This window comes from Acidovorax sp. ST3, from assembly GCF_003231145.1.
GTDB lineage: Bacteria > Pseudomonadota > Gammaproteobacteria > Burkholderiales > Burkholderiaceae_C > Acidovorax.
The window spans coordinates 705,161-725,152 of sequence record NZ_QKVP01000004.1 but is presented as its reverse complement, the minus strand read 5'-3'; the positions used below and the strand labels follow the sequence as shown (position 1 = coordinate 725,152).

18 protein-coding genes are annotated in these 19,992 nt (G+C 66.2%); 8 read left to right on the top strand and 10 right to left on the bottom strand.

Annotated features, from left to right (window positions below):
• The first annotated feature begins 3 nt into the window (after positions 1–3).
• The 3 genes from DNK89_RS15990 to DNK89_RS15980 all read left to right on the top strand — a co-directional run bounded on the left by DNK89_RS15990 (position 4) and on the right by DNK89_RS15980 (position 3,384).
• Positions 4–1,020, top strand: coding sequence for an L-threonylcarbamoyladenylate synthase (locus DNK89_RS15990; RefSeq protein WP_110960889.1), 1,017 nt, complete (start codon positions 4–6; stop codon positions 1,018–1,020).
• 75 nt (positions 1,021–1,095) lie between these two features.
• Complete coding sequence (locus tag DNK89_RS15985) at positions 1,096–2,049, top strand: SGNH/GDSL hydrolase family protein (RefSeq protein ID WP_110960888.1); 954 nt, start codon at positions 1,096–1,098, stop codon at positions 2,047–2,049.
• Positions 2,050–2,158: 109 nt separating this feature from the next.
• A protein-coding gene (locus DNK89_RS15980; RefSeq protein WP_203422292.1) for an IS3 family transposase occupies positions 2,159–3,384 on the top strand; the annotation gives its coding sequence in 2 pieces (ribosomal slippage) (positions 2,159–2,500 and positions 2,503–3,384; 1,224 coding nt in all).
• 78 nt (positions 3,385–3,462) lie between these two features.
• Here DNK89_RS15980 and DNK89_RS15975 read toward each other — a convergent pair.
• The 5 genes from DNK89_RS15975 to dacB all read right to left on the bottom strand — a co-directional run bounded on the left by DNK89_RS15975 (position 3,463) and on the right by dacB (position 8,691).
• Complete coding sequence (locus tag DNK89_RS15975) at positions 3,463–4,149, bottom strand: OmpW family protein (RefSeq protein WP_060986164.1); 687 nt, start codon at positions 4,147–4,149, stop codon at positions 3,463–3,465.
• A 25-nt stretch (positions 4,150–4,174) separates the two neighbouring features.
• Complete coding sequence (locus DNK89_RS15970) at positions 4,175–5,317, bottom strand: SGNH/GDSL hydrolase family protein (RefSeq protein ID WP_110960887.1); 1,143 nt, start codon at positions 5,315–5,317, stop codon at positions 4,175–4,177.
• A 165-nt stretch (positions 5,318–5,482) separates the two neighbouring features.
• The gene (locus DNK89_RS15965) at positions 5,483–6,781 is read right to left on the bottom strand and encodes an alpha/beta fold hydrolase (protein ID WP_110960886.1); all 1,299 of its coding nucleotides are present in this window, start codon (positions 6,779–6,781) and stop codon (positions 5,483–5,485) included.
• Positions 6,782–6,914: 133 nt separating this feature from the next.
• Positions 6,915–7,184: a SemiSWEET transporter gene (locus DNK89_RS15960; RefSeq protein WP_056743054.1), complete on the bottom strand. Its 270-nt coding sequence runs from the start codon at positions 7,182–7,184 to the stop codon at positions 6,915–6,917.
• Positions 7,185–7,215: 31 nt separating this feature from the next.
• Complete coding sequence (gene dacB, locus DNK89_RS15955; protein ID WP_110960885.1) at positions 7,216–8,691, bottom strand: D-alanyl-D-alanine carboxypeptidase/D-alanyl-D-alanine-endopeptidase; 1,476 nt, start codon at positions 8,689–8,691, stop codon at positions 7,216–7,218.
• A gap of 90 nt (positions 8,692–8,781) precedes the next feature.
• On the opposite strand from dacB, the gene DNK89_RS15950 reads away from it, so the two are divergent.
• From DNK89_RS15950 to corA, 5 genes are all read left to right on the top strand, one after another.
• Positions 8,782–9,762 (top strand): DMT family transporter, encoded by a 981-nt coding sequence (locus DNK89_RS15950; RefSeq protein WP_110960884.1) that lies wholly within the window; start codon positions 8,782–8,784, stop codon positions 9,760–9,762.
• 46 nt (positions 9,763–9,808) lie between these two features.
• Entirely contained in the window at positions 9,809–10,522 is a 714-nt protein-coding gene (gene tsaB / locus DNK89_RS15945; protein ID WP_110960883.1) for a tRNA (adenosine(37)-N6)-threonylcarbamoyltransferase complex dimerization subunit type 1 TsaB, read from the top strand.
• A gap of 21 nt (positions 10,523–10,543) precedes the next feature.
• Positions 10,544–11,044, top strand: a complete 501-nt coding sequence (gene rimI / locus DNK89_RS15940; RefSeq protein WP_015016146.1) for a ribosomal protein S18-alanine N-acetyltransferase — start codon at positions 10,544–10,546, stop codon at positions 11,042–11,044.
• Between the two features lie 54 nt (positions 11,045–11,098).
• On the top strand, positions 11,099–11,893 hold the full coding sequence (locus DNK89_RS15935; RefSeq protein WP_238990831.1) for a uracil-DNA glycosylase family protein: 795 nt from the start codon (positions 11,099–11,101) through the stop codon (positions 11,891–11,893).
• A 222-nt stretch (positions 11,894–12,115) separates the two neighbouring features.
• Entirely contained in the window at positions 12,116–13,102 is a 987-nt protein-coding gene (gene corA, locus DNK89_RS15930; protein ID WP_015016148.1) for a magnesium/cobalt transporter CorA, read from the top strand.
• 140 nt (positions 13,103–13,242) lie between these two features.
• Here corA and DNK89_RS15925 read toward each other — a convergent pair whose 3' ends face one another.
• The 5 genes from DNK89_RS15925 to DNK89_RS15905 form a co-directional block, all read right to left on the bottom strand.
• Positions 13,243–13,995, bottom strand: coding sequence for a 5'-methylthioadenosine/adenosylhomocysteine nucleosidase (locus DNK89_RS15925; protein ID WP_110960882.1), 753 nt, complete (start codon positions 13,993–13,995; stop codon positions 13,243–13,245).
• Positions 13,996–14,113: 118 nt separating this feature from the next.
• Complete coding sequence (locus DNK89_RS15920) at positions 14,114–15,793, bottom strand: long-chain-fatty-acid--CoA ligase (protein ID WP_110960881.1); 1,680 nt, start codon at positions 15,791–15,793, stop codon at positions 14,114–14,116.
• 93 nt (positions 15,794–15,886) lie between these two features.
• Complete coding sequence (gene pntB / locus DNK89_RS15915; protein ID WP_110960880.1) at positions 15,887–17,299, bottom strand: Re/Si-specific NAD(P)(+) transhydrogenase subunit beta; 1,413 nt, start codon at positions 17,297–17,299, stop codon at positions 15,887–15,889.
• 35 nt (positions 17,300–17,334) lie between these two features.
• Positions 17,335–18,939, bottom strand: coding sequence for a Re/Si-specific NAD(P)(+) transhydrogenase subunit alpha (locus DNK89_RS15910; RefSeq protein WP_110960879.1), 1,605 nt, complete (start codon positions 18,937–18,939; stop codon positions 17,335–17,337).
• A 62-nt stretch (positions 18,940–19,001) separates the two neighbouring features.
• Complete coding sequence (locus DNK89_RS15905; RefSeq protein WP_110960878.1) at positions 19,002–19,736, bottom strand: hypothetical protein; 735 nt, start codon at positions 19,734–19,736, stop codon at positions 19,002–19,004.
• Positions 19,737–19,992 lie beyond the last annotated feature (256 nt).

The following is a 19,992-nucleotide window of genomic DNA, read 5'->3' as shown; positions in this document are numbered from 1 at the left end:
TCCATGATCCTTGACGGCAACGACCCCCAGGCCATCACCGCCGCTGCACGCGCGGTGCGCAGCGGCGCCCTGCTCGGCCTGCCCACCGAAACGGTGTATGGCCTCGCGGCCGATGCCAGCAGTGATACCGCCGTGGCGCAGATCTTTGCCGCCAAGGGGCGGCCCAGCGACCACCCGCTGATCGTGCATGTGGCCAATGCCGAGGGCATTGCGCACTTCGCCAGCCGAGTGCCCGACTTTGCGCAAAAGCTGGTCGATGCCTTCTGGCCCGGCCCGCTCACGCTCATCCTGCCGCGCCTGCCCGGCGTGGCCACCGCCGCCACCGGCGGGCAGGACAGCGTGGGGCTGCGCTGCCCCGCACACCCCGTAGCCCACGCCCTGCTGCTGGCCTGCGCGGCCCCCAGCGATGGCGACGAAGCCGGTGGCCCGCCCGTCTGGGGCGTGGCGGCCCCCAGCGCCAACCGTTTTGGCCGCGTGAGCCCCACCACCGCCCAGCATGTGCAGGACGAGCTGGGCGACGACCTGCTGGTGCTGGACGGCGGGCCCTGCGACGTGGGCATTGAAAGCACCATCGTGGACTGCACGCGTGGTGTGCCAGTGCTGCTGCGGCCGGGCGCGATCACCCGGGCGCAGATTGCAGCAGCCTGCGGCATCGCCCCCCTGTCCAAGGAAGACCTGCCCACAGCCACGCCCCGCGCCTCGGGCACGCTCGAGGCCCATTACGCGCCCAGCGCCAAGGTGCGGCTGATGGACGCCAAGGCGCTACAGACCAGCCTGGATATGCTGGGCGCCGATGCCGCTCACATCGCGGTCTATGCGCGCGCTGCACTGCGCACTCAGTCGTCCAAACTGGTCATGCGGCGCATGCCCGATGACGCAGCGGCCACGGCGCAGCAGCTGTTCGCCGTGCTGCGCAGTTTTGACGACGAAGGCGTGAAGCTGATCTGGATCGAGACCCCGCCCGCCAGCCCCGAGTGGGAAGGCGTGCGCGACCGCCTGCAGCGCGCATCCGCCGCCTGAACCTGCGCGATGGCGCCGCTTTACATCCGTTGACTTTGCGTCGTTAAACTACCCCCCACTTTTCTGGAGAAATACATGGCAGCAAATTGGATGCGCCGCACCCTCATGGTCGCCGCATGTGCGTCGGCCGCGTTGCTCGCGGCCTGCGGTTCCAGCACCACCGAATCGGCCATCACGCCCCAACGCTTCATTGCGTTCGGCGACGCCATGAACGATGTGGGGCAAAACGGCTCGCGCTACACCGTCAATGACGGCAGCGTCAACAACTGGACCCTGCAGGTGGTGGCCAACTACGGCAAGTCGCTCACCCCGGTCTCTGCAGGCGGCCTGAGCTACGCCACCGGCAATGCCCGCGTCAGCGCCAAGCCCGATGCGACCGGCAATGCCAGCACCCGCACCGTCACCGAACAGATCGACGCCTTCCTGGCCAGCGGCAGCTTTGCAGCCACTGACGTGGTGATGGTGAGCGGCGGTGTCAGCGACGTGATCGCCGGCATGGCCGCTGTGAACGCAGGCACCCTGACCCAGGACGCCATGGTGGCCGCCGCCCGCAAGGCCGGTGAGGACCTCGCGGCCCAGGTACGCCGCCTGGTGACGGCGGGCGCCAAGTACGTGGTGGTGACCGGCACCTACGACCTGAGCAAGACCCCCTGGGCCAAGGCCATCGGCCGCGAAGCCCTGCTGAGCAACGCCAGCAGCCGCTTCAACGAAGGCCTGCTGGTTGGCATCGTGGACCTGGGCGCCAACGTGCTGTACGTGGACTCGGCCTACTACGTGAACCTGTATACCAGCGTGCCGGGCAACTATGGCTTCAACAACTCCACGGCTGCAGTGTGCACGTCGGTGGACGCGAACAACGGTATCGGTATCGGCGCGGGCCAGGTCAATTCGGCCCTGTGCACGTCGTCCACGCTGCTGTCGGGTGCCAATGCCACCTCGTTCGTGTTTGCCGATAGCGTGTACCTCACGCCATCGGCCCAGCGCCAGTTTGGCACCTACGCCTACGACCGCCTGCGCGCACGCTGGTAAGCCGGCGCGCTCCGCCCAGCAAAAAGCCGCCCACTGGGCGGCTTTTTTTGTGGGCCTGACCCGTCCTGAATAGCGTTGACACGAGGACCTTTCAAAAAGGGCATGTGTCATGGAATCAGGCATCAAACGCACGCAGCGCGACTACACGCTGGCCTTTAAATTGGCAGTGGTGCAGCAGGTAGAAAAAGGCGAGCTCACGTACAAACAGGCGCAGCAGCGCTACGGCATCCAGGGCCGCTCGACGGTACTGGTGTGGCTGCGCAAGCACGGCCGCCTGGGTTGGAGTCCTGCGGCATCATCTGCAACCATGCCGCTAGACAAGACCAAAGGCCCGCCCACGCCCGAGCAGCAGATCAAGGCGCTGCAGGTGCAGCTCGAACAGGCGCAGGAGAAGGCCGGGCTGTTTGAAGCCGTCATCGATGTGCTGCGCAAGGACTACGGGGTGCGCGTCGTAAAAAAGCCTTTGGGCAAGTCCTCTCGCAAAACCTCATCTCAGGGTTGAGCGTGAAGAGGGCTTGCCAGCATATGGGCCACAGCCGTCAGGCGTACTACCAGGGTAGACGCCGCGAGGCCGATCGCCTGGCGAATGCGCAGACGGTGGTGGAGTTGGTGCGCGAGCAGCGCATGCGCCAGCCACGCATAGGCACGCACAAGTTGCATCACTTGCTGCAGGAGCCTCTGCAGCGCCAGGCAATAGCGCTGGGCCGCGATGCGATGTTCGACGTCCTGCGCAATGCCAGGCTGCTGGTGGCGCCCCGGCGGGCATACCACAAGACGACTGACAGTCATCACCGCTTCAGGCGTCATCCGAACCTGCTCAAAGCCGGGCCACAGCAGGTTCGCGCCAGCGCCAGCGAACAGGTCTGGGTAGCCGACATCACCTACTTGCCCACACACGGCAAGTTCGTCTATCTGAGCCTGGTCACGGATGCGCACTCCAGGAAGATCGTCGGCTGGCACGTGCATGAGAGCCTGCAGACCGAAGAGGTGGCGCAGGCCATGAAGATGGCGCTCTCGGGGCGACAGAGCAATCGGCAGTTGGTGCACCACTCCGACAGGGGTATCCAGTACTGCTCGACGTACTACCAGGCCCTGCACAAGCGCCATGGCGTGATCTGCTCGATGACGGACGGCTACGACTGCTACCAGAACGCGCTGGCCGAGCGGGTCAACGGCATCTTGAAGAGCGAGTTTTTGCTGCAGCGCCCCGCCGATCTGGGGCAGGCCAGAAGGATGGTGGAGCAGTCGGTACGCATCTACAACTGCGAGCGGCCACACCTGTCGCTGAAAATGCAAACGCCGGATGCGGTGCATCGGGCGTCATTGGCCGGATAGTCCGGCTGGAGTTTTTAACCGTCCTGGGTGTCAACGCTATTCAGGACGGGTCAGCCATCGATCTGCCCCGGATGAAGATCAGAACCGATAGACCACGCCCAGCGCCACCACGTTGGGGTTGAGCTTGACGTCGATGGTCTGGCCCGTGGACAGCGTGTTGCGGGTCTTCACGAAGGTCTTGTAGTACGCCACGTCCAGCGACCACTGGTCGTTGAGCGCAATGCTCACACCCACCTGCGGCGTGAGGCCAAACCGGGATTCAGCGCTCAGCGTGGTGGGACGCGAAGGGCTGCCGCCGGTGAGCCCCGTCAGCGCTGCGGTGCCGCGCTCCTTGAAGAACTTGGCGTAAGTCACGCCCAGGCCCACGTAGGGGCGCACGCGCGCATTGGCCTCCAGAAAGCGGTACTGCGCGAACACGGTCATGGGCAGCACCTTGACCTCGCCGATCTTGCCCACGCCGGCGATGGCTCCGGCGCCCATAATGTTGTGCTTGAAAGGCAGGGCCAGGGGCACGTCCACCGCCCAGTGGTCGGTGAGCATGTAGGTGATACCGCCAGCCAACTGGGTGTCGGCATGCACGTCCACCTTGGTGCCCGTGAAGCTGGGCGCGGACAGGTCGCCACTGGTGACCTGGGGCGCGATTTGCGTGGCGCCCGCGCGCACCAGCCAGCTGCCAGCGGTCTGGGCCTGCGCGCCGCCCGACAGGGTGAGCGCCAGTGCAGCCACAGCGCCAGCCAGGGAAGGGGTGATGGTTTTGTTTTGCATGGTGTATGAACCCTTCAACTGCCGATTACAGCCAGCCCGCGCGGGCCAGCGAACGCGATACCAGCTGGCTTACCAGCTGGTGGCCATACGGCGTGGGGTGGAAGCTGTCGGAGAACGCGTAGGTCTTCCACCAGTCCGCGCCCCCCGTGGCGCCTGCGGGTGGTGTCTGCGCCGACAGGGCGGCTGCCGTGCAGGTGGGGAAGGTATAGCTGGGTAGGCCGTCAGCACCCAGGCCGGTGATGGGGCATGCGGTGTTCTTGGCGTTGGTCAGCCCGAACTGCGCCGGGTTGGCCACCTGGTCGTTGAACGAGGTGTAGAAGTCCACCACCACCACCTTGCTGTTGCCCGCAAAACGTTTGGCCAGCTGGGCGTTGAAGGCTTCGAGCCAGGCCTTGAGCAGGCCCTGCACCTGCGCGCTGGCGGCAGCGCCCGCGGACGCCGTGATGCCGCCGAGCACCTGCTGCAGGCGCGGCGTCTTGTCGATGGCGGGCATGTTCAGCACCGCCACACGCTGCGCCCCCTTGCTCAAGGCATTGGCCTCGATCGCGTCGTGGAACTTGTCGGCCAGCGCCACCATGTAGGCGCCACCCACCTGGGCCTGGCCCGTGGCACCGCCCGCAAGGCCGGCGTTGACCGTGGCCGCAGGCAGCAGGGTGGAGAGCAGCGCGCCGAAGGCCTTGCCGCCATCCTTGGAGGCCGACAGGTAGGCACCGATGAGATCCGCAGCGTCATTGCCGCCACCGTCGATCAGCAACAGGTCCCCCGCGCTGAAGCCGTCAGCCCCTGCGTCGGTCAGCTGCTTGACGATGGAAACAGGCGATGCAGGCGCCGTGAAGTTGTTGATGCGACCGCCACCAATGGCGTAGTTGGTGCAGCCCGCCGCGTTGTTGAACGCGCTGCCGGTGGACACATAGCGGGGGCAGAGCGTGCTGCCGTAGTTGCTCGCCACCAGTTCGGGCCAGATGGGCGTGGACGCCGGGCCTGTGGGTGCGCTGCCTTGCACCGTGAACTTGAAGCCGAACGTGCCGCTGTCGGCGATGCTGTCACCCATGACCTTGACGGTCTTGATGGGCGCCACCGGCGAGGTGTCGGCACCGCCGCCCCCGCATGCCACCAGCAGCGACGCTGCCGCCAGAGAAACCCACAAAGCCTTGCGCTGAAAAACCATCGGTATCACTCCTGTTATCGTAAAAATAGAACGACCGTGCTATTCCTCGCAAATCATATTCGCCAACGCAAAAAAGCCCCACCGGGTAAACACTGGTGGGGCTTAGGGGTGGGGTTCTAAAAGCCCGCGAACCCCTTGGGGGGCTTCACGCAGGCATCACAGCCGTCACTTGACCGTGTCGAACACCGCCTTGGCCTGCGCGTGGCAGAAAGGTGGCTCGTAGGTGCCGTGGTAGCTGCCGTAGTAGGTGGCAAAAGCTGCCGAGGTGGGGTCGGTGGGAGCCTTGCCGCCAGGGCCATAAGCGGCCTGGATGGCAGCGTCCACATCAACTGTGCTGACGTTCGTCACACCCCGGCTGTCAAAGTCGGCTTTCATGACGGCCATGTGGACCGCTGGGGGCACCGTGGGGTCGCCCGCGCCGCCGCACAGCATCACACGCGCCTTGGGGGTCCAGCCCAGCAAGTCGTTCTTTTTGGCGGCCAGGTACAGCGGGTGGGTGGTGCTGGTCTGCGAGCCGGTGATGAACGCCGACTGGAACAGCGCGTCACGCGCCTGGTTGGGCGTGCCCGAGGGCAGCGTGCCCGTGGTCACCAGGGTGGTGTAGTTGAGCGTGGGATTGGGCAGCAGATTCTCGATGTAGCCCGAGTACGGCGCCTTGAACACGTCCTTCACGTCGGTATAGACGTTGCCATAGACCTTCTGCCAGGCGGTGACGAGGTAGGGCACAAAGAACTGCACGCCCGCGATCGCGTCGGGAATGCGCAGCGAACCCGACAGGTTGTAGGGGCCCGCCAGGTGCGCGCCCGCGACCACGTTGAATTCGTTGCCGTAGTCCCGCTCGGCGGCGCGCTGCGCTGCCATGGACGAGTGGCCGCCCTGCGAGTAACCGGTGAACATCACCTTGCCCGACAGCGTGGCCCCCACCGTGCCTGCCGCATTGCGTGCAGCGCGCACCGAGTCGATGACCGATGTGGCTTCTGAATCCGCATGCAGGTAGGGGTGGTAGCTGTAGCCCGACTTGGCAAAGCCCAGGTAGTCGGTGGCCACCACGGCATAGCCCTGCGCGGCATACATGGCGGCCAGCAGGAAGGTTTCGCTGTCTTGCGGGTTGGCCAGGGTGCGGGGCTTTTGCACATCGGTGCCCTTGGCATAGGCCACCAGTGGGGCTGCCGTGGTGCAGCTGCCGGCCGGCACCAGCATCACGCCCGAGGCATTGGTGTTTTCGCCGCTCTTGGCACCCACGGTCGCATAGTTCAGCGACACCACCTTCACATCGCACTTGGCCTTGCCGCTGATCGCCTGCAGGCCGCTGCTGGCCGTGGCCGCGTCGATCTGCGCCACGGTGAGCGTGGTGAGCGTGGCAGGGGGGTCGATCAGTGCGCCGCGCGCCGGGTCGTCAGAGCCACCGCAGGCGACAAGCAGGACCGCCGCAGCGGCCACACAGGTAAGGCGGAAATAGGTCATGGATGGATACCTCGGTCAGTGAAGAACGACGCATCGTGCGCGCACCTGCGCTGCAGCATCCATAGGGGATAACGCGGGAGGCCATGCCTCGCCAGACACCTAGGCGACAGCGCGCCAGGGTAGCCCCGCCCGGTCAGTCAGGACGGCGTGCGCTGTACACCAGCTTCATGCCCAGTATGGTGCCGGCCAGGGCCAGGGTGATGGCATTGGCCACCACGATGGGCCAGGCCGCCAGCGCCAGGCCGTAGGCCAGCCACAGTGCCACCCCCACCGTGAAAACGCTGTACATGCCCAGCGAGATACCGCTCACGTCCCGCGTGCGAAAGGTGTGCAGGGCCTGCGGCACAAAGCTGCAGGTGGTCAGGCAGGCGGCCAGATAGCCGATCAGTTCATGGAGTTGCATGGTGGGGAAAACGCAGGGCAGCAGCGATTATTCACTGCTCACGTGCCGTCCAGTCGATGAGGCTGTCGAGCACGGGCCGCGCAGCCCCTGCGTTGGGGTGGTTGACCACCGCCACCAGCACATAGCGGCGCCCGCTGGCGGCATGCACATAGCCCGCCACAGCCATCACGTCGCGCAGGCTGCCTGTCTTGAGGTGGGCGGTGCCCGCCCGGCTCTGGCTGCGGCGCAGCGTGCCATCCACCCCCGTGATCGGCAGCGACGCCACCAGTTCCGGCATCACGGGCGATACCCAGGCCACCTGCAGCATGCGGGCCAAGGCCTGCGCAGTCAGGCGCGCATCGCGGCTGAGCCCGGCGCCGTTGTCTACTTGCGGCAAGTCCGCATCGCCCACGCGGGCCTGCCACCACTGGCGCAGCACCTCGCGGGCGCCGTCGAACGTGGCCACGCCGTTTTTTTGCAGCGCCAGGGTCAGAAAGACCTGCTGCGCCATCACGTTGTTGCTGTACTTGTTCACGTCGCGCACCACCTCGGACAGTGCGGGGGATGTGACCACAAACGCGGGCTTGAGGCCCGGGGGCACCTTGCCGTCTCGCACGCTGCCCGTGAGCTTGCCGCCCAGATCGCGCCACATGCCCTCCACCGCCCGCGCCGCAAAGCCGCGCGGGTCGGCCGCCGCCACCGGCCACACGCGTTCGCCACAGGCAGCGGGGTACACGCCCTGGAACGACACCTTCGAGGGGTCCGACAACTCCGCACGCAGGGCAGTACGCCAGTCCCCACAATCCGCGCCCGGCGCCGCCAGCGCCACGGTGGGCTGGCGCTGCACTCCGGCCAGTGGCGGGTCGTACTGGATGCGCGCCAAGCCAGCGGCCGCATCGGGCACAAAGGTCATCACCGACGACTTGTAATTCAGCAGCAGGGCCTCGGGGGATGCGTTATAGGGCCGCAGCGGCTCGCCATCAAACCGCGCCGGGTCCTGGTCGGGCACATCGAACGCCGTGCGGTCCAGCACGATGTCGCCCACGATGACCTGGATGCCCTGGCCCTGCAGTCGCCGCATCAGCAGCCACAGCCGCTCCATGACCAGCTTGGGATCGCCCTGGCCCTGGATGTACACATTGCCGCGCAGGCTGCCGTCCTGCACCGTACCTTGCACATACACCGGCGTGTTCCAGACATAGGCGGGGCCCAGCTGTTCCAGCGCTGCATAGGTGGTCACCAGCTTCATCACCGACGCGGGGTTCACCGGCACCTGGGCACGGTGCGCAAGGCGCGGGCTGGCCTTGCCGGTAGCTTGCGCGTCCACCACCATCACCGACAGGGACTCGCGCGGCAATTTGGTGCGTGCCAGGGCGGCCTCCACCTCGAGCGGCAGAGCGCCCGCGGCGGGTGCCGCCGTCTGCGCCCCCGCCGAGCCCACCCCACCCGCAGCCACCAGCCACGCGGCACCCCAACCCACCACACCACGCAGCACACGGCGGCGCCAAAGAGCAGAAACAGACAACATGGCGGGGAGTCTATCGCCCGCGCACCTGCACCAAGCGCCGCTCTGCCCCCAGCGCCAGCACGGCCCGCGGCGGGCGCCGATAATCGCCCGATGCGTTTTTCTCCCCGCACCATCGGCCTGCTGGCGGCCGTGGTCACCGTCACCATCTGGACGGGCTTCATCATCATCGCCCGCGCCTCGGCCCAGCGCACGCTCACCCCGTTCGACATTGCGCTGCTGCGCATCGTGGGCGCCAGCCTGGTCTTGCTGCCCTGGGGCTGGTGGATGGTGCGACGGCGCCACGCGGCGCTGGGGGCCTCGGCACCGGCGTCCAGCCTGGCGGGCATATCGCCCCTGCCCTTGCGCACCACGGCGCTGCTGGGCAGCTTTGGCGGGCTGCTGTACGCGCTGCTGGCCTATTCGGGGTTCTTCCATGCACCGGCCACCCATGCGGCGGTGCTCATGCCGGGCAGCCTGCCGCTGTGGACGGCGCTGCTGGCCGCCTGGCTGCTGCGCGACCACATCACGCCGCTGCGCGCCGCCGGCCTGGCGCTGATCGTGGCGGGCGACCTGCTGGTGGGTGGGCGCAGCCTGCTGGCGGCGTTTTCGGGCGGGGACGTGTGGAAGGGCGACCTGCTGTTCATGCTGGCCGCCTCGTCCTGGGCCACCTACAGCGTGCTGGCGCGGCGCCACGCGGTCGATGCGGTGCAGGCCACCATCGCCATCACCGCGTTTGCCTGCATGGTGTACCTGCCCAGCTATGCGCTGCTGGTCTGGCTGGGTGCAGTCACCAGCCATCTGGCCCAGGCGCCATGGAGCGAGATCGCGTTCCAGATGCTGTTCCAGGGCGGGGGCTCCGTGGTGGTCTCGGGCATTGGCTTCACGCGCATGATCCAGCACTATGGGCCCGTGCGCTCCACCATGATCACGGCCCTGGTGCCCGGCCTGTCGGCCATCGGGGCAGTGGTGTTTCTGGATGAGCCGATGCACTGGAATCTGGTGGCCGGCCTGCTGCTGGTCACCGCCGGTATCCTCGTGGGGGTGCTGCGCAAAAGCCAGGCCCCTGCAGCCGCAGCCAAAGCGGCGTCCTGAGCGCCTTTGTCCCCGCCGCGCCACCCCATACCTCCCGACCCTGCCCATGAATCTGCTTGCCTTTGACACCAGTACCGACACTCTCTCCATCGCTGTGCAGCATGGCGATGGGGTCTGGCAGCACCAGGGGCCTGGGGGCGCACAGGCCTCGGCGGCGCTGATCCCAGCGGTGCGCGCGCTGATGGCGCAGGCGGGCCTGACGTTCGACACCTTGGATGCGGTGGTGTTCGGGCGCGGCCCGGGCTCTTTCACCGGGCTGCGCACCGCCTGCGCCGTGGCCCAGGGACTGGCGTTTGGTGCCAAAGGCGGGCAAGGAGTGCCCGTCCTGCCGGTGGACACCCTGCTGGCCGTGGCCGAGGAGGCCCGCCGGCAACACGGCTGTACGCAGGTGGTGGCGGTGCTGGATGCGCGCATGGACGAGGTCTACCACGCGCGCTGCGAGTGGTTGCCGGGAGAAGCCCGCTGGCAGGCGGACGAGGACTTCGGCCTGGGTGCACCCGAGACGGTGCAGCCCCCCACAGGCTGGACGGTGGCAGGCAATGCCCGCGCGCCCTATGGCGACCGGCTGGCGCCCGCCGCCTCACACGTCACGGCCTTGCCCACCGCCACGGCCCTGCTGCGCCTGGCCCCCGCCCTGATCGCTGCGGGCCAAGCCGTGGCCGCGGGCGATGCCCTGCCGCGCTACATCCGCGATAAAGTGGCGCAAACCACCGCCGAACGTGCCGCGCTGCGCGCCGCCCAGGCGGCGGCCAGTCCCTGAGATGTGGTGAATGAATCCCCCATGAGCGCACTGCCTACTTCTTCTGCATTGCCGCCCGGCGCCAGCACCGCCCGCCCCGAGGCGCGCTTCGAGACGCTGACCTTGGCCCGGCTGGATGCCGTGCTGGCGGTGGAACAGCGCGCCTATTCGCACCCCTGGACCCGTGGCAACTTCACCGACGCGCTGGCATCTGGCTACGAGGCGCAGCTGCTGATGGCGGACGACCACCTGCTGGGCTACTTTGTGGCCATGATGGGGGTGGATGAAGTGCACCTGCTCAACATCACCGTCACCCCCGAATACCAGCGCCAGGGCTGGGCCCGCGTGCTGCTGGACGCCCTGGCCCTGTGGTCACGCGGGCGCGGGGCACAATGGCTGTGGCTGGAGGTGCGGGCGAGCAACCTGCGCGCCCAGCAGATCTACCAGACCCACGGATTCCGCCGCGTGGGCGACCGCAAGCGCTACTACCCCGCCGCGCACGGCCAACGCGAAGACGCCGTGGTCATGAGCCTGGCGCTCTGACCCTACGCCGCACCCCGTACCCGCTGAACCTCTGATGGCCTGTTTTCTTTCTGTATGAGCCTCCACCTCGATGCGCGACAGCGCGCCATGCTGCAAGAAATGGGCGTCACCGTGTGGGGCCCCTCCCCCGCCCAGGAAGCCACGGCGCAGCCCCCGGCAAGCGCTCCTTCAGCCCCTGCGGCCGTGGCGGCACCTGCCGTCGCACCGCCGAGCGCACAACCCCAGGCGCCCTCTCCCGCGCCGTCTCCTGCGCCTGCCGAGCGCCCCCCAGCGCCCCCAGCCCACACCACCAGCCGCAGCACATCGCCGACTCCTGCACCGGCCACCACAGGCCCTGCCGCGCCCGCCCTGCGGCTGCACCCACCCCAGGCGCTGTACCCCACCGCCGACCCGGCGCAAACGCCCTCCGGGCTGGGCCGGGGCTGGCTGATCGTGGCCGAGAGCATGACGCCCGCCGAGCCCCTGGGTGGCGATGCGGGCCGCCTGCTCGACAACATGCTGCGGGCCATGCAATTGCACCGGCACCCGCGCGTGTTCCTGGCGGCACTGGAACGGTCTGCGCCCGGCACGGAAGCCAGCGCCGACATCCCGGCCACCCTGGCCGAAGCTGTGGCCCAGCTGCAGCCCGCCATGGTGCTGGTGCTGGGCCATGTGGCGGCACGCGCGGCGCTGGGCCGCACCGAGCCCCTGGGCCGCCTGCGCGCGGGCCCGCATGTGTTGGCCGGGTGCCCGGCGGTGGTGACCTACGACCCCGCCTTTTTGCTGCGCTCGCAGGACAACAAGGCCGCCGCCTGGGCCGACCTGTGCCGGGCGCTGGCCATGGTGCGCAGTGCCGAGGCCGAGGGCTGAGAGCCTGTTGGCAGGGCCCCAGCCCCCTTCCATGCCCCCCGCCGGACCGGCGAGATCATCGCCCGGTGCCATAATCCGCCGCTTGCCTAATTTTTACGGAGACAGCTCCTTGGAAACCTACCCGAGTTGGTAGCTTTCAGCTCCCGGCGCATTTGACTGCTGTGGGGTTGAAAGCACCCCTACCCCCACACCGCGGACGCCAAAAAACAAGGGAGTGAGCCCATGCTCAACATCTTTACGCTCGCCAATGGCCGGCTGTTCCAGGAAGAAATCGAGTCCCTGGAAGAGCTGACCAAGTTCCAGCCGATCTGGGTGGACCTGGAAGCCCCCACGCTGGAAGAAAAGCGCTGGATCAAGCAGCACTACGGCCTGTCCATCCCCGAGGATGCGATGGACGAGGACATCGAGGAATCCGCCCGCTTCTACGAGGAAGACAACGGCGAGCTGCACATCCGCAGCGACTTCTTGATCGATGACGACGAAGACCCCCGTTCGGTGCGCGTGGCCTTCATCCTGAACCAGCACAACACCAACCTGAAAAGCCGGGGCGTGCTGTTCTCCATCCACGATGAAGACGTGCCCGTGTTCCGCCTGCTGCGCATGCGCGCACGCCGCGCGCCCGGCCTCATCGAAGATGCCAAGGAAGTGCTGCTCAAGCTGTTCGACGCCGACGCCGAGTATTCGGCCGACACGCTGGAGAACATCTACGACGAGCTGGAGGCCGTGAGCAAACAGGTGCTGGCGGGCGATGTGACCGACACCCGCGCCGGCGAGGTGCTGGCCGCCATCGCGCGCCAGGAAGACTTGAACGGTCGTATCCGCCGCAACGTGATGGACACGCGCCGCGCCGTGAGCTTCATGATGCGCTCCAAGATGCTCAACTCCGAGCAGTTCGAGGAAGCCCGCCAGATCCTGCGCGACATCGAGTCGCTGGACAACCACACGGCGTTCCTGTTCGACAAGATCAACTTCTTGATGGACGCCACGGTCGGTTTCATCAACATCAACCAGAACAAGATCATCAAGATCTTCTCGGTGGCCAGCGTTGCCTTGCTGCCGCCCACGCTGATCGCCAGCGTGTACGGCATGAACTTCAAGTTCATGCCCGAACTGGACTGGTCGCTGGGCTACCCGTATGCGCTGGGACTGATGCTGGCGAGCGCGCTAGGGCCCATGTGGTACTTCCGCAAGCGCGGCTGGTTGAAATAGGCTTCCCCCTGTGGCGCTGGTGGATACATAGCGCCGGTTTCAGCGCATCGTATCGAACGGCAAATGGGATGCGGTGGAGTGCTCTTTAGAGGGAAATCTGCCACAAGCGCTAGTGCAATATGCCCTGGCCGCTATCAATTTCATAGTTTCTGTAAAAACGACAGCACCATGTGCTCGGCATACCGGCTGGCCACGGTCTGCACGAATTGGGCGAAGTCGCCGTGTGCGTCGTCGTCGGCGCGGTCGGAGATGGTGCGCACCGCGGCAAAGGGCAGGCTGTAGTCATGGCACACCTGGGCGACGGCGGCGCCCTCCATCTCCACGGCCAGCACATCGTGCCCGGCCGCGCGCAGGGCGGTGCACAGGCGCTCGGACTCTTGTGCGGTGGCCACAAAACGATCGCCGCTGGCCACCAGGCCCTGGTGCGCCCGATGGGCATCCCCATAGATATTTTTCAAGCCCCAGAGACCGCTTGCGCTAGTGACGCATAGGTTGGCAGCTTCCAAAAGCATAGCAGTCAGTGCCGGATCGCACGCCAGGCGGGTGCGTGCGTATCCCGGCAGCTCCCACCGAGGGAACAGCGGCGAGGCATCCATATCGTGCTGCACATAGTCTTGCGCCACCACCACATCACCCCGGTGGACCCCGTCGCCGACCCCTCCCGCGACGCCCGTGAAGACGATGCGCGCTACCCCAAAATGTTCGATCAAAGCCGTGGCCGTGGTGGCAGCGGCCACTTTGCCGATGCCCGACAGCGCCAGCACCACCGGGCGGTCGTGCAGCTCTCCGCGCCAGAACGCGCGGCCAGCGTGCATCAGCCGCTGCGGGTGCGCCAGCTGTTGCACCAGCGAGCTCTGTTCTTCGGGCAGCGCACTCAGGATGGCAGTGCTCATGCAAAGGTCCTTGGGGTCATGTCATGGGGCCACAAAACACCCGCGCCACCCGGGGCCGCGCGGTCGCAAAAAAGGCGGCCGAAGCCGCCTGGGGATTGTGACGTGCCAGCAGGCCGCGTCACTTCTTGTCGCGCAGTTCGCGGCGCAGGATTTTGCCCACGGGGGTCTTGGGCAGCTCGGTGCGGAACTCGATCACCTTGGGCTGCTTGTAGCCCGTGAGCTCGTGGCGGCAGAACTCCTTGACCTGCGCTTCGGTGAGCGCCGGGTCCTTCTTCACGATCACGAGCTTCACGGCCTCGCCGGTCTTTTCGTCGGGTACGCCCACCACGGCGCATTCGAGCACGCCGGGGCAGTTGGCCACCACTTCTTCGACCTCGTTGGGGTACACGTTGAAGCCGCTGACCAGCACCATGTCCTTCTTGCGGTCCACGATCTTGAAGAAGCCGCGCGCATCCATCACGCCGATGTCGCCCGACTTGAAGTAGCCGTCCTCGGTCATGACCTTGGCGGTTTCATCGGGGCGCTGCCAGTAGCCGGCCATCACCTGCGGGCCCTTGATGGCGATTTCGCCCGGCTCGCCCAGCGTGGTGACCTCGCGGCCCTCGTCGTCCAGCAGCTTCATGGAGGTGCTGGGCAGCGGCACGCCGATGGTGCCGGTGTACTCGGTGCTGGTGGTGGGGTTGCAGCTGGCCGAAGGGCTTGTCTCCGACAGGCCATAGCCTTCGCAGATGGGGCAGCCCGTCTTTTCGAGCCAGAGCTTGGCCACGGCGCCCTGCACCGCCATGCCGCCGCCCACCGAAACCTTGAGGTTCTTCCAGTTGACGGTGTTGAAGTCGGGGTGGTTGGCCAGGCCGTTGAACAGCGTGTTGACCGCCGGGAAGCTGTGGAAGGTGTGCTTGGACAGCTCCTTCAGCACCGCAGGCAGGTCGCGCGGGTTGGCGATGAGGATGGTCTTGCCGCCCGTGCGCATGCTCAGCATCATGTTCACGGTGAACGCGAAGATGTGATACAGCGGCAACGCACAGATGCTGGTGGGCTGCTCGCCCGCCGGCACCTTCTTCATCACAGGCTCGTTCCAGGCCTCGGACTGCAGCACGTTGGCAATCACGTTGCGGTGCAACAGCACCGCGCCCTTGCTCACGCCCGTGGTGCCGCCGGTGTACTGCAGCAGCGCGATGTCGTCCGGCTTGATGTCAGGCTTCTTGAGGGTGCCGCGCGTGCCTTGGGCCACGGCGTCATTGAAGCGCACCGCACCCGGCAGGTTGTAGGCGGGCACCATCTTCTTGACGTTGCGCACCACGTAGTTGACCAGGGTCCCTTTGAGCAGACCGAGCTGGTCACCCATGGCGCACAGCACCACGTGCTTGACGGGCGTGTGCGCAATGCACTGCTCCAGCGTGGTGGCGAAGTTCTCGATGATGACGATGGCCTTGGCGCCCGAGTCCTTGAGCTGGTGCTCCAGCTCGCGCGGCGTGTACAGGGGGTTCACGTTGACGACCACGAAGCCCGCGCGCAGCACGGCCGCCACGGTCACCGGGTACTGGGGCACGTTGGGCATCATGATGGCCACGCGGTCGCCCTTGACCAGCCCCAGGCCCTGCAGATAGGCCGCAAACGCGCTGGAGAGCGAGTCGGTCTGGGCGTAGGTCACGTCCTTGCCCATGAAGCTGTAGGCCACGCGGTTGGCGTACTTCTTGAACGCCTCGTCCATCAGCGCCACAAGGGAGCTGTACTGCGTGGTGTCGATGTCTGCGGGAACACCTTGTGGATAGGCGGCCAGCCACGGGCGGTCGGTCATTGTGATTGTCTCCTGGTAGGTTTTATGGGGGTCCTGCAAGCACGCCGATGTTTTCAGCACGGTCGTGCTTTTATTGTGGAGGAATTATGCCCGTCAGCTCTTGAGCGCGGCCAGTACCTCGTCCAGCATTTTCTTGGCATCGCCAAACAGCATGCGGTTGTTGTCCTTGTAGAACAAGGGGTTGTCCACCCCCGCGTAGCCCGAGGCCATCGAGCGCTTCATCACGATGGAGGTCTTGGCCTTCCACACCTCCAGCACGGGCATGCCGGCGATGGGGCTGGTGGGGTCGTCCTGCGCGGCGGGGTTCACGATGTCGTTGGCGCCGATGACGATGGCCACGTCGGTGTCCGGAAAGTCCTCGTTGATCTCGTCCATCTCCATCACGATGTCGTAGGGCACCTTGGCTTCGGCCAGCAGCACGTTCATGTGGCCGGGCATGCGGCCTGCCACCGGGTGGATGGCAAAGCGCACCTGCACGCCCTTGTCGCGCAGGGTCTTCACGATGTCGTTGACCGTGTGCTGCGCCTGGGCCACGGCCATGCCATAGCCGGGAACGATGATCACGCTCTTGGCATCGCGCAGCAGCTCGGCCGTCTCGGCGGCGGCCACGGGCACCACTTCGCCCTGCGGCTCGGCAGCGTCGCCCTTCTTGGCGGGCGCACCAGCACCGGAGCCAAAACCCCCGGCGATCACGCTGATGAAGTTGCGGTTCATTGCGTTGCACATGATGTAGGACAGGATGGCGCCCGAGGAGCCCACGAGCGCACCGGTCACAATAAGCAGGTCGTTGGACAGCATGAAACCCGTGGCCGCCGCCGCCCAGCCCGAGTAGCTGTTGAGCATGGACACCACCACCGGCATGTCGGCCCCGCCAATGGCCATGACCATGTGGATGCCGAACAGCAGCGCAATCACCGTCATCACCATCAGAGGCACCATGCCTTGCTCGACGGTCTCGGCGCGCAGGAACTCGCGGCCAAACCAGATCACCACCAGCAGCGCCACCAGGTTGAGCCAGTGGCGGCCGGGCAGCAGCAGCGGCTTGCCGCCGATCTTGCCGTTGAGCTTGCCAAAGGCGATCAGCGAGCCACTGAATGTGACGGCCCCAATCAGGATGCCGACATAGATCTCCACCTCGTGGATGATCTTTTCCGCGCCCTGCAGCTGGATAGAGGTATCGACATAGCTGGCAAACCCCACCAGGCAGGCCGCCAGGCCTACCAGGCTGTGCATGAGCGCAACCAGCTCGGGCATCTGCGTCATCTTGACGACCTTGGCCGCATACAGGCCAATGCCGCCGCCAATGACCAGCGCACCGATGATCCAGGCCACGCCCGCCGGGCTGACGCGGGGGCCAAACACGGTGGCCAGCACGGCCAGCGCCATGCCGACCATGCCGAACAGGTTGCCCCGGCGGGAGGTTTCAGGATTGGAAAGCCCACCCAGACTCAGGATGAACAAAATGGCCGCGCCCAGGTAGGCGACGGTAGCGAGACTTTGGGACATGTTGCGTGCTCCTCGTTGTTCTTGTCGTTATCGGATTACTTGCGGAACATGGCCAGCATGCGGCGCGTGACCGCAAAGCCGCCGAACATGTTGATGGCCGTGAGCACCAAGGCCGCAAACGCTAGCCACAGGATGAGCCCGTCAGGCCGACCGTTCACGCCCGCATCGGGCGGCGCAATCTGCACCAGCGCACCGATGGCGATGATGCTGGAGATGGCGTTGGTCACGCTCATCAGCGGCGTGTGCAGCGCGGGCGTCACGTTCCACACCACCATGTAGCCGATGAAGCAGGCAAGCACGAACACCGTGAAGTGCCCCAGGAAGGCCACGGGCGCGTAGGCACCGACGGCCCAGAACAGCACGGCCACCACGGCAAAAACGATGGTCAGCGTCTTGGCGGACATGGGCGCGCCCGTGCCATGGCCATGGCCCGATTTCTTTTCGACCACCGGGGCCGCTGCCTTGGGTGCGGGCGCCGGTGCTTGTTTGAGCGGCGGGGCGGGCCAGGTGATGGCGCCGTCCTTGACCACGGTGAGGCCACGGATCGCGTCGTCCTCCATGTTGACCACCGCCACACCGTCCTTGGCCTTGCACAGCTCTTCGGTCAGGCGCAGCAGGTTGGTGGCGTACAACGTGGACGACTGCTTGGCCAGGCGCGAGGCCAGGTCGGTGTAGCCCACGATGGTCACGCCATGGCGCACCACGGCCTCGCCAGGCACCGTGAGTTCGCAGTTGCCGCCCTGCTCTGCCGCCATGTCCACGATCACGCTGCCGGGCTTCATGCTCTGCACCATCTCGGCGGTGATGAGCTTGGGCGCAGGTTTGCCGGGGATCAGCGCGGTGGTGATGATGATGTCGGCGTCCTTGGCCTGCTCGGCGTACATCTTGCGCTGCGCAGCCTGGAAGCCCTCGCTCATGACCTTGGCGTAGCCGCCGCCGCCCGAGCCTTCTTCCTCGTAGTCCACCTTGACGAACTCGCCGCCCAGCGACTTGACCTGGTCGGCCACCTCGGCGCGCGTGTCGTTGGCGCGCACGATGGCGCCGAGGTTGGCAGCGGTGCCAATGGCGGCAAGGCCTGCCACGCCAGCGCCCGCAATGAACACCTTGGCGGGCGGCACTTTGCCTGCGGCCGTGATCTGGCCGTTGAAGAAGCGGCCGAAAGCGTTGGCTGCTTCGATCACGGCACGGTAGCCGCTGACCCCGGCGGTGGAAGTGAGCGCGTCCATCTTCTGAGCGCGACTCAAAGTGCGGGGTAGGCAGTCGATGGCCAGCACCGTGGCCTTCTTGGCGGCCAGCTGCTGCATCAGATCGGGGTTCTGGGCGGGCCAGATGAAGTCGATGAGGGTGGTGCCCTCGCGCATCCGCGCCACTTCATCGCTGCTGGGCGGGCGCACCTTGAAGACGATGTCGGATGCCGCCCACAGTGCCGCAGCATCGCTGACGATCTCGGCGCCTGCAGCGCGGTAGACATCGTCACTGAAGTTGGCGGCATCCCCAGCCCCGGATTCGACCGTGACGGCAAAGCCCAGCTTGATCAGCTTCTCCACCACATCGGGCACAGTGGCCACGCGCTTTTCGCCGGGGAAGGTTTCCTTGGGCACGCCGATACGCTGCGGCTGCGGGACGGGGCTTGTCTGCATCAGAGGTCTCCTCAAGTTTCGTAATCGTTATGCCAGGCCGCCAGACAGGGAGGGCTTGCGCGCTAAGGCCTGGAGGTGGGTGTTGGGAAGGGGAAGGGCGGAATGGCCAGATGACCGTCCACCATGCCGGCGCTCAGGCGCACGGCCTGGGCCAGGTCACGACCCCACTGCAGGGTAGGGCGCCCGGCAGCAAGGAACTCTTGGGCGTTGTGCGTTACAGGACGCAGTAGCCGATGGTCTACCAGGGCATCCACTTCCCCCCATACGCCTGCCTGAGTCACGTAGCGGAAACTCATGTACGTGTAGGGCTGGCTCAAAGTGATCTGGTGAACGCCGAGCCACTCAACCAGGTCTGGTCGGTTCTTGTCCAGCCACTGGGCACCACTTCCCCAACGCCTGAGGCGCAGGCAGTCTGCGCGCACCGGGCTGCCGGCAGCAGCGTCCTCCACAATGACATCTTTCTGGGGAGGGCAGTCGCCGATGTCTTGGGGCGGTCCACCCAGATTCCCGGGATGATTGGTCTGTACGCGCAACACAGCCACCCAGTCTCCCTCTACGCTGCGCAGCCCGACAGTGCGGGTCTGAAGGGAAATACTCCCTACGGAGCCTGCAACAGCCTTTTCAGAGGTGCCCAGATCCTGCCACGCCCCCGGTGGCAACACCAGGCGGGCCCGGCCCACGGGGTATTCGGATTGGGGAGGAACAGTGAGGGGCGCGCAGGCCACCGTGAACACCGTCACAGCCAACACGGGCAAGAGAGGCAACAGCCGCCGGAACTTTGAAATGGTCAGAGTCATAGAGAAAGGTTCATACGAATTCGCCTTCAATCATCCCACGGCACCCGAGTACGTCCTTCGACGGCTCCTGCCATGCAACAACCAGCTCGGTGTCGCTGGTGAAAAATGTGTTGAAAGCGCCCTGGTATCGGACACTTCTTGCGGCGCTGCCGGTGGGCAAGCTGACCGCGAGCTTACATGAAGAAAATCTTTGCGCTGTCGCCTTTGTCTGCTGTAGAGAGAACTCCCCAGTCTCCACCCGCACACAGGCAAAAAA

Bases quoted from the DNA above. Each gene is read 5' to 3' on its own strand.
- DNK89_RS15950 (WP_110960884.1), top strand. From the start codon at position 8,782: ATGCGTTTTTCTCCCCGCACCATCGGCCTGCTGGCGGCCGTGGTCACC.
- DNK89_RS15975 (WP_060986164.1), bottom strand. From the start codon at position 4,149: ATGCAAAACAAAACCATCACCCCTTCCCTGGCTGGCGCTGTGGCTGCA.
- DNK89_RS15985 (WP_110960888.1), top strand. From the start codon at position 1,096: ATGGCAGCAAATTGGATGCGCCGCACCCTCATGGTCGCCGCATGTGCG.
- DNK89_RS15905 (WP_110960878.1), bottom strand. From the start codon at position 19,736: ATGACTCTGACCATTTCAAAGTTCCGGCGGCTGTTGCCTCTCTTGCCC.
- DNK89_RS15910 (WP_110960879.1), bottom strand. From the start codon at position 18,939: ATGCAGACAAGCCCCGTCCCGCAGCCGCAGCGTATCGGCGTGCCCAAG.
- DNK89_RS15935 (WP_238990831.1), top strand. From the start codon at position 11,099: ATGAGCCTCCACCTCGATGCGCGACAGCGCGCCATGCTGCAAGAAATG.
- pntB (WP_110960880.1), bottom strand. From the start codon at position 17,299: ATGTCCCAAAGTCTCGCTACCGTCGCCTACCTGGGCGCGGCCATTTTG.
- corA (WP_015016148.1), top strand. From the start codon at position 12,116: ATGCTCAACATCTTTACGCTCGCCAATGGCCGGCTGTTCCAGGAAGAA.
- DNK89_RS15960 (WP_056743054.1), bottom strand. From the start codon at position 7,184: ATGCAACTCCATGAACTGATCGGCTATCTGGCCGCCTGCCTGACCACC.
- DNK89_RS15965 (WP_110960886.1), bottom strand. From the start codon at position 6,781: ATGACCTATTTCCGCCTTACCTGTGTGGCCGCTGCGGCGGTCCTGCTT.
- DNK89_RS15925 (WP_110960882.1), bottom strand. From the start codon at position 13,995: ATGAGCACTGCCATCCTGAGTGCGCTGCCCGAAGAACAGAGCTCGCTG.
- tsaB (WP_110960883.1), top strand. From the start codon at position 9,809: ATGAATCTGCTTGCCTTTGACACCAGTACCGACACTCTCTCCATCGCT.
- DNK89_RS15970 (WP_110960887.1), bottom strand. From the start codon at position 5,317: ATGGTTTTTCAGCGCAAGGCTTTGTGGGTTTCTCTGGCGGCAGCGTCG.
- DNK89_RS15990 (WP_110960889.1), top strand. From the start codon at position 4: ATGATCCTTGACGGCAACGACCCCCAGGCCATCACCGCCGCTGCACGC.
- rimI (WP_015016146.1), top strand. From the start codon at position 10,544: ATGAGCGCACTGCCTACTTCTTCTGCATTGCCGCCCGGCGCCAGCACC.
- dacB (WP_110960885.1), bottom strand. From the start codon at position 8,691: ATGTTGTCTGTTTCTGCTCTTTGGCGCCGCCGTGTGCTGCGTGGTGTG.
- DNK89_RS15920 (WP_110960881.1), bottom strand. From the start codon at position 15,793: ATGACCGACCGCCCGTGGCTGGCCGCCTATCCACAAGGTGTTCCCGCA.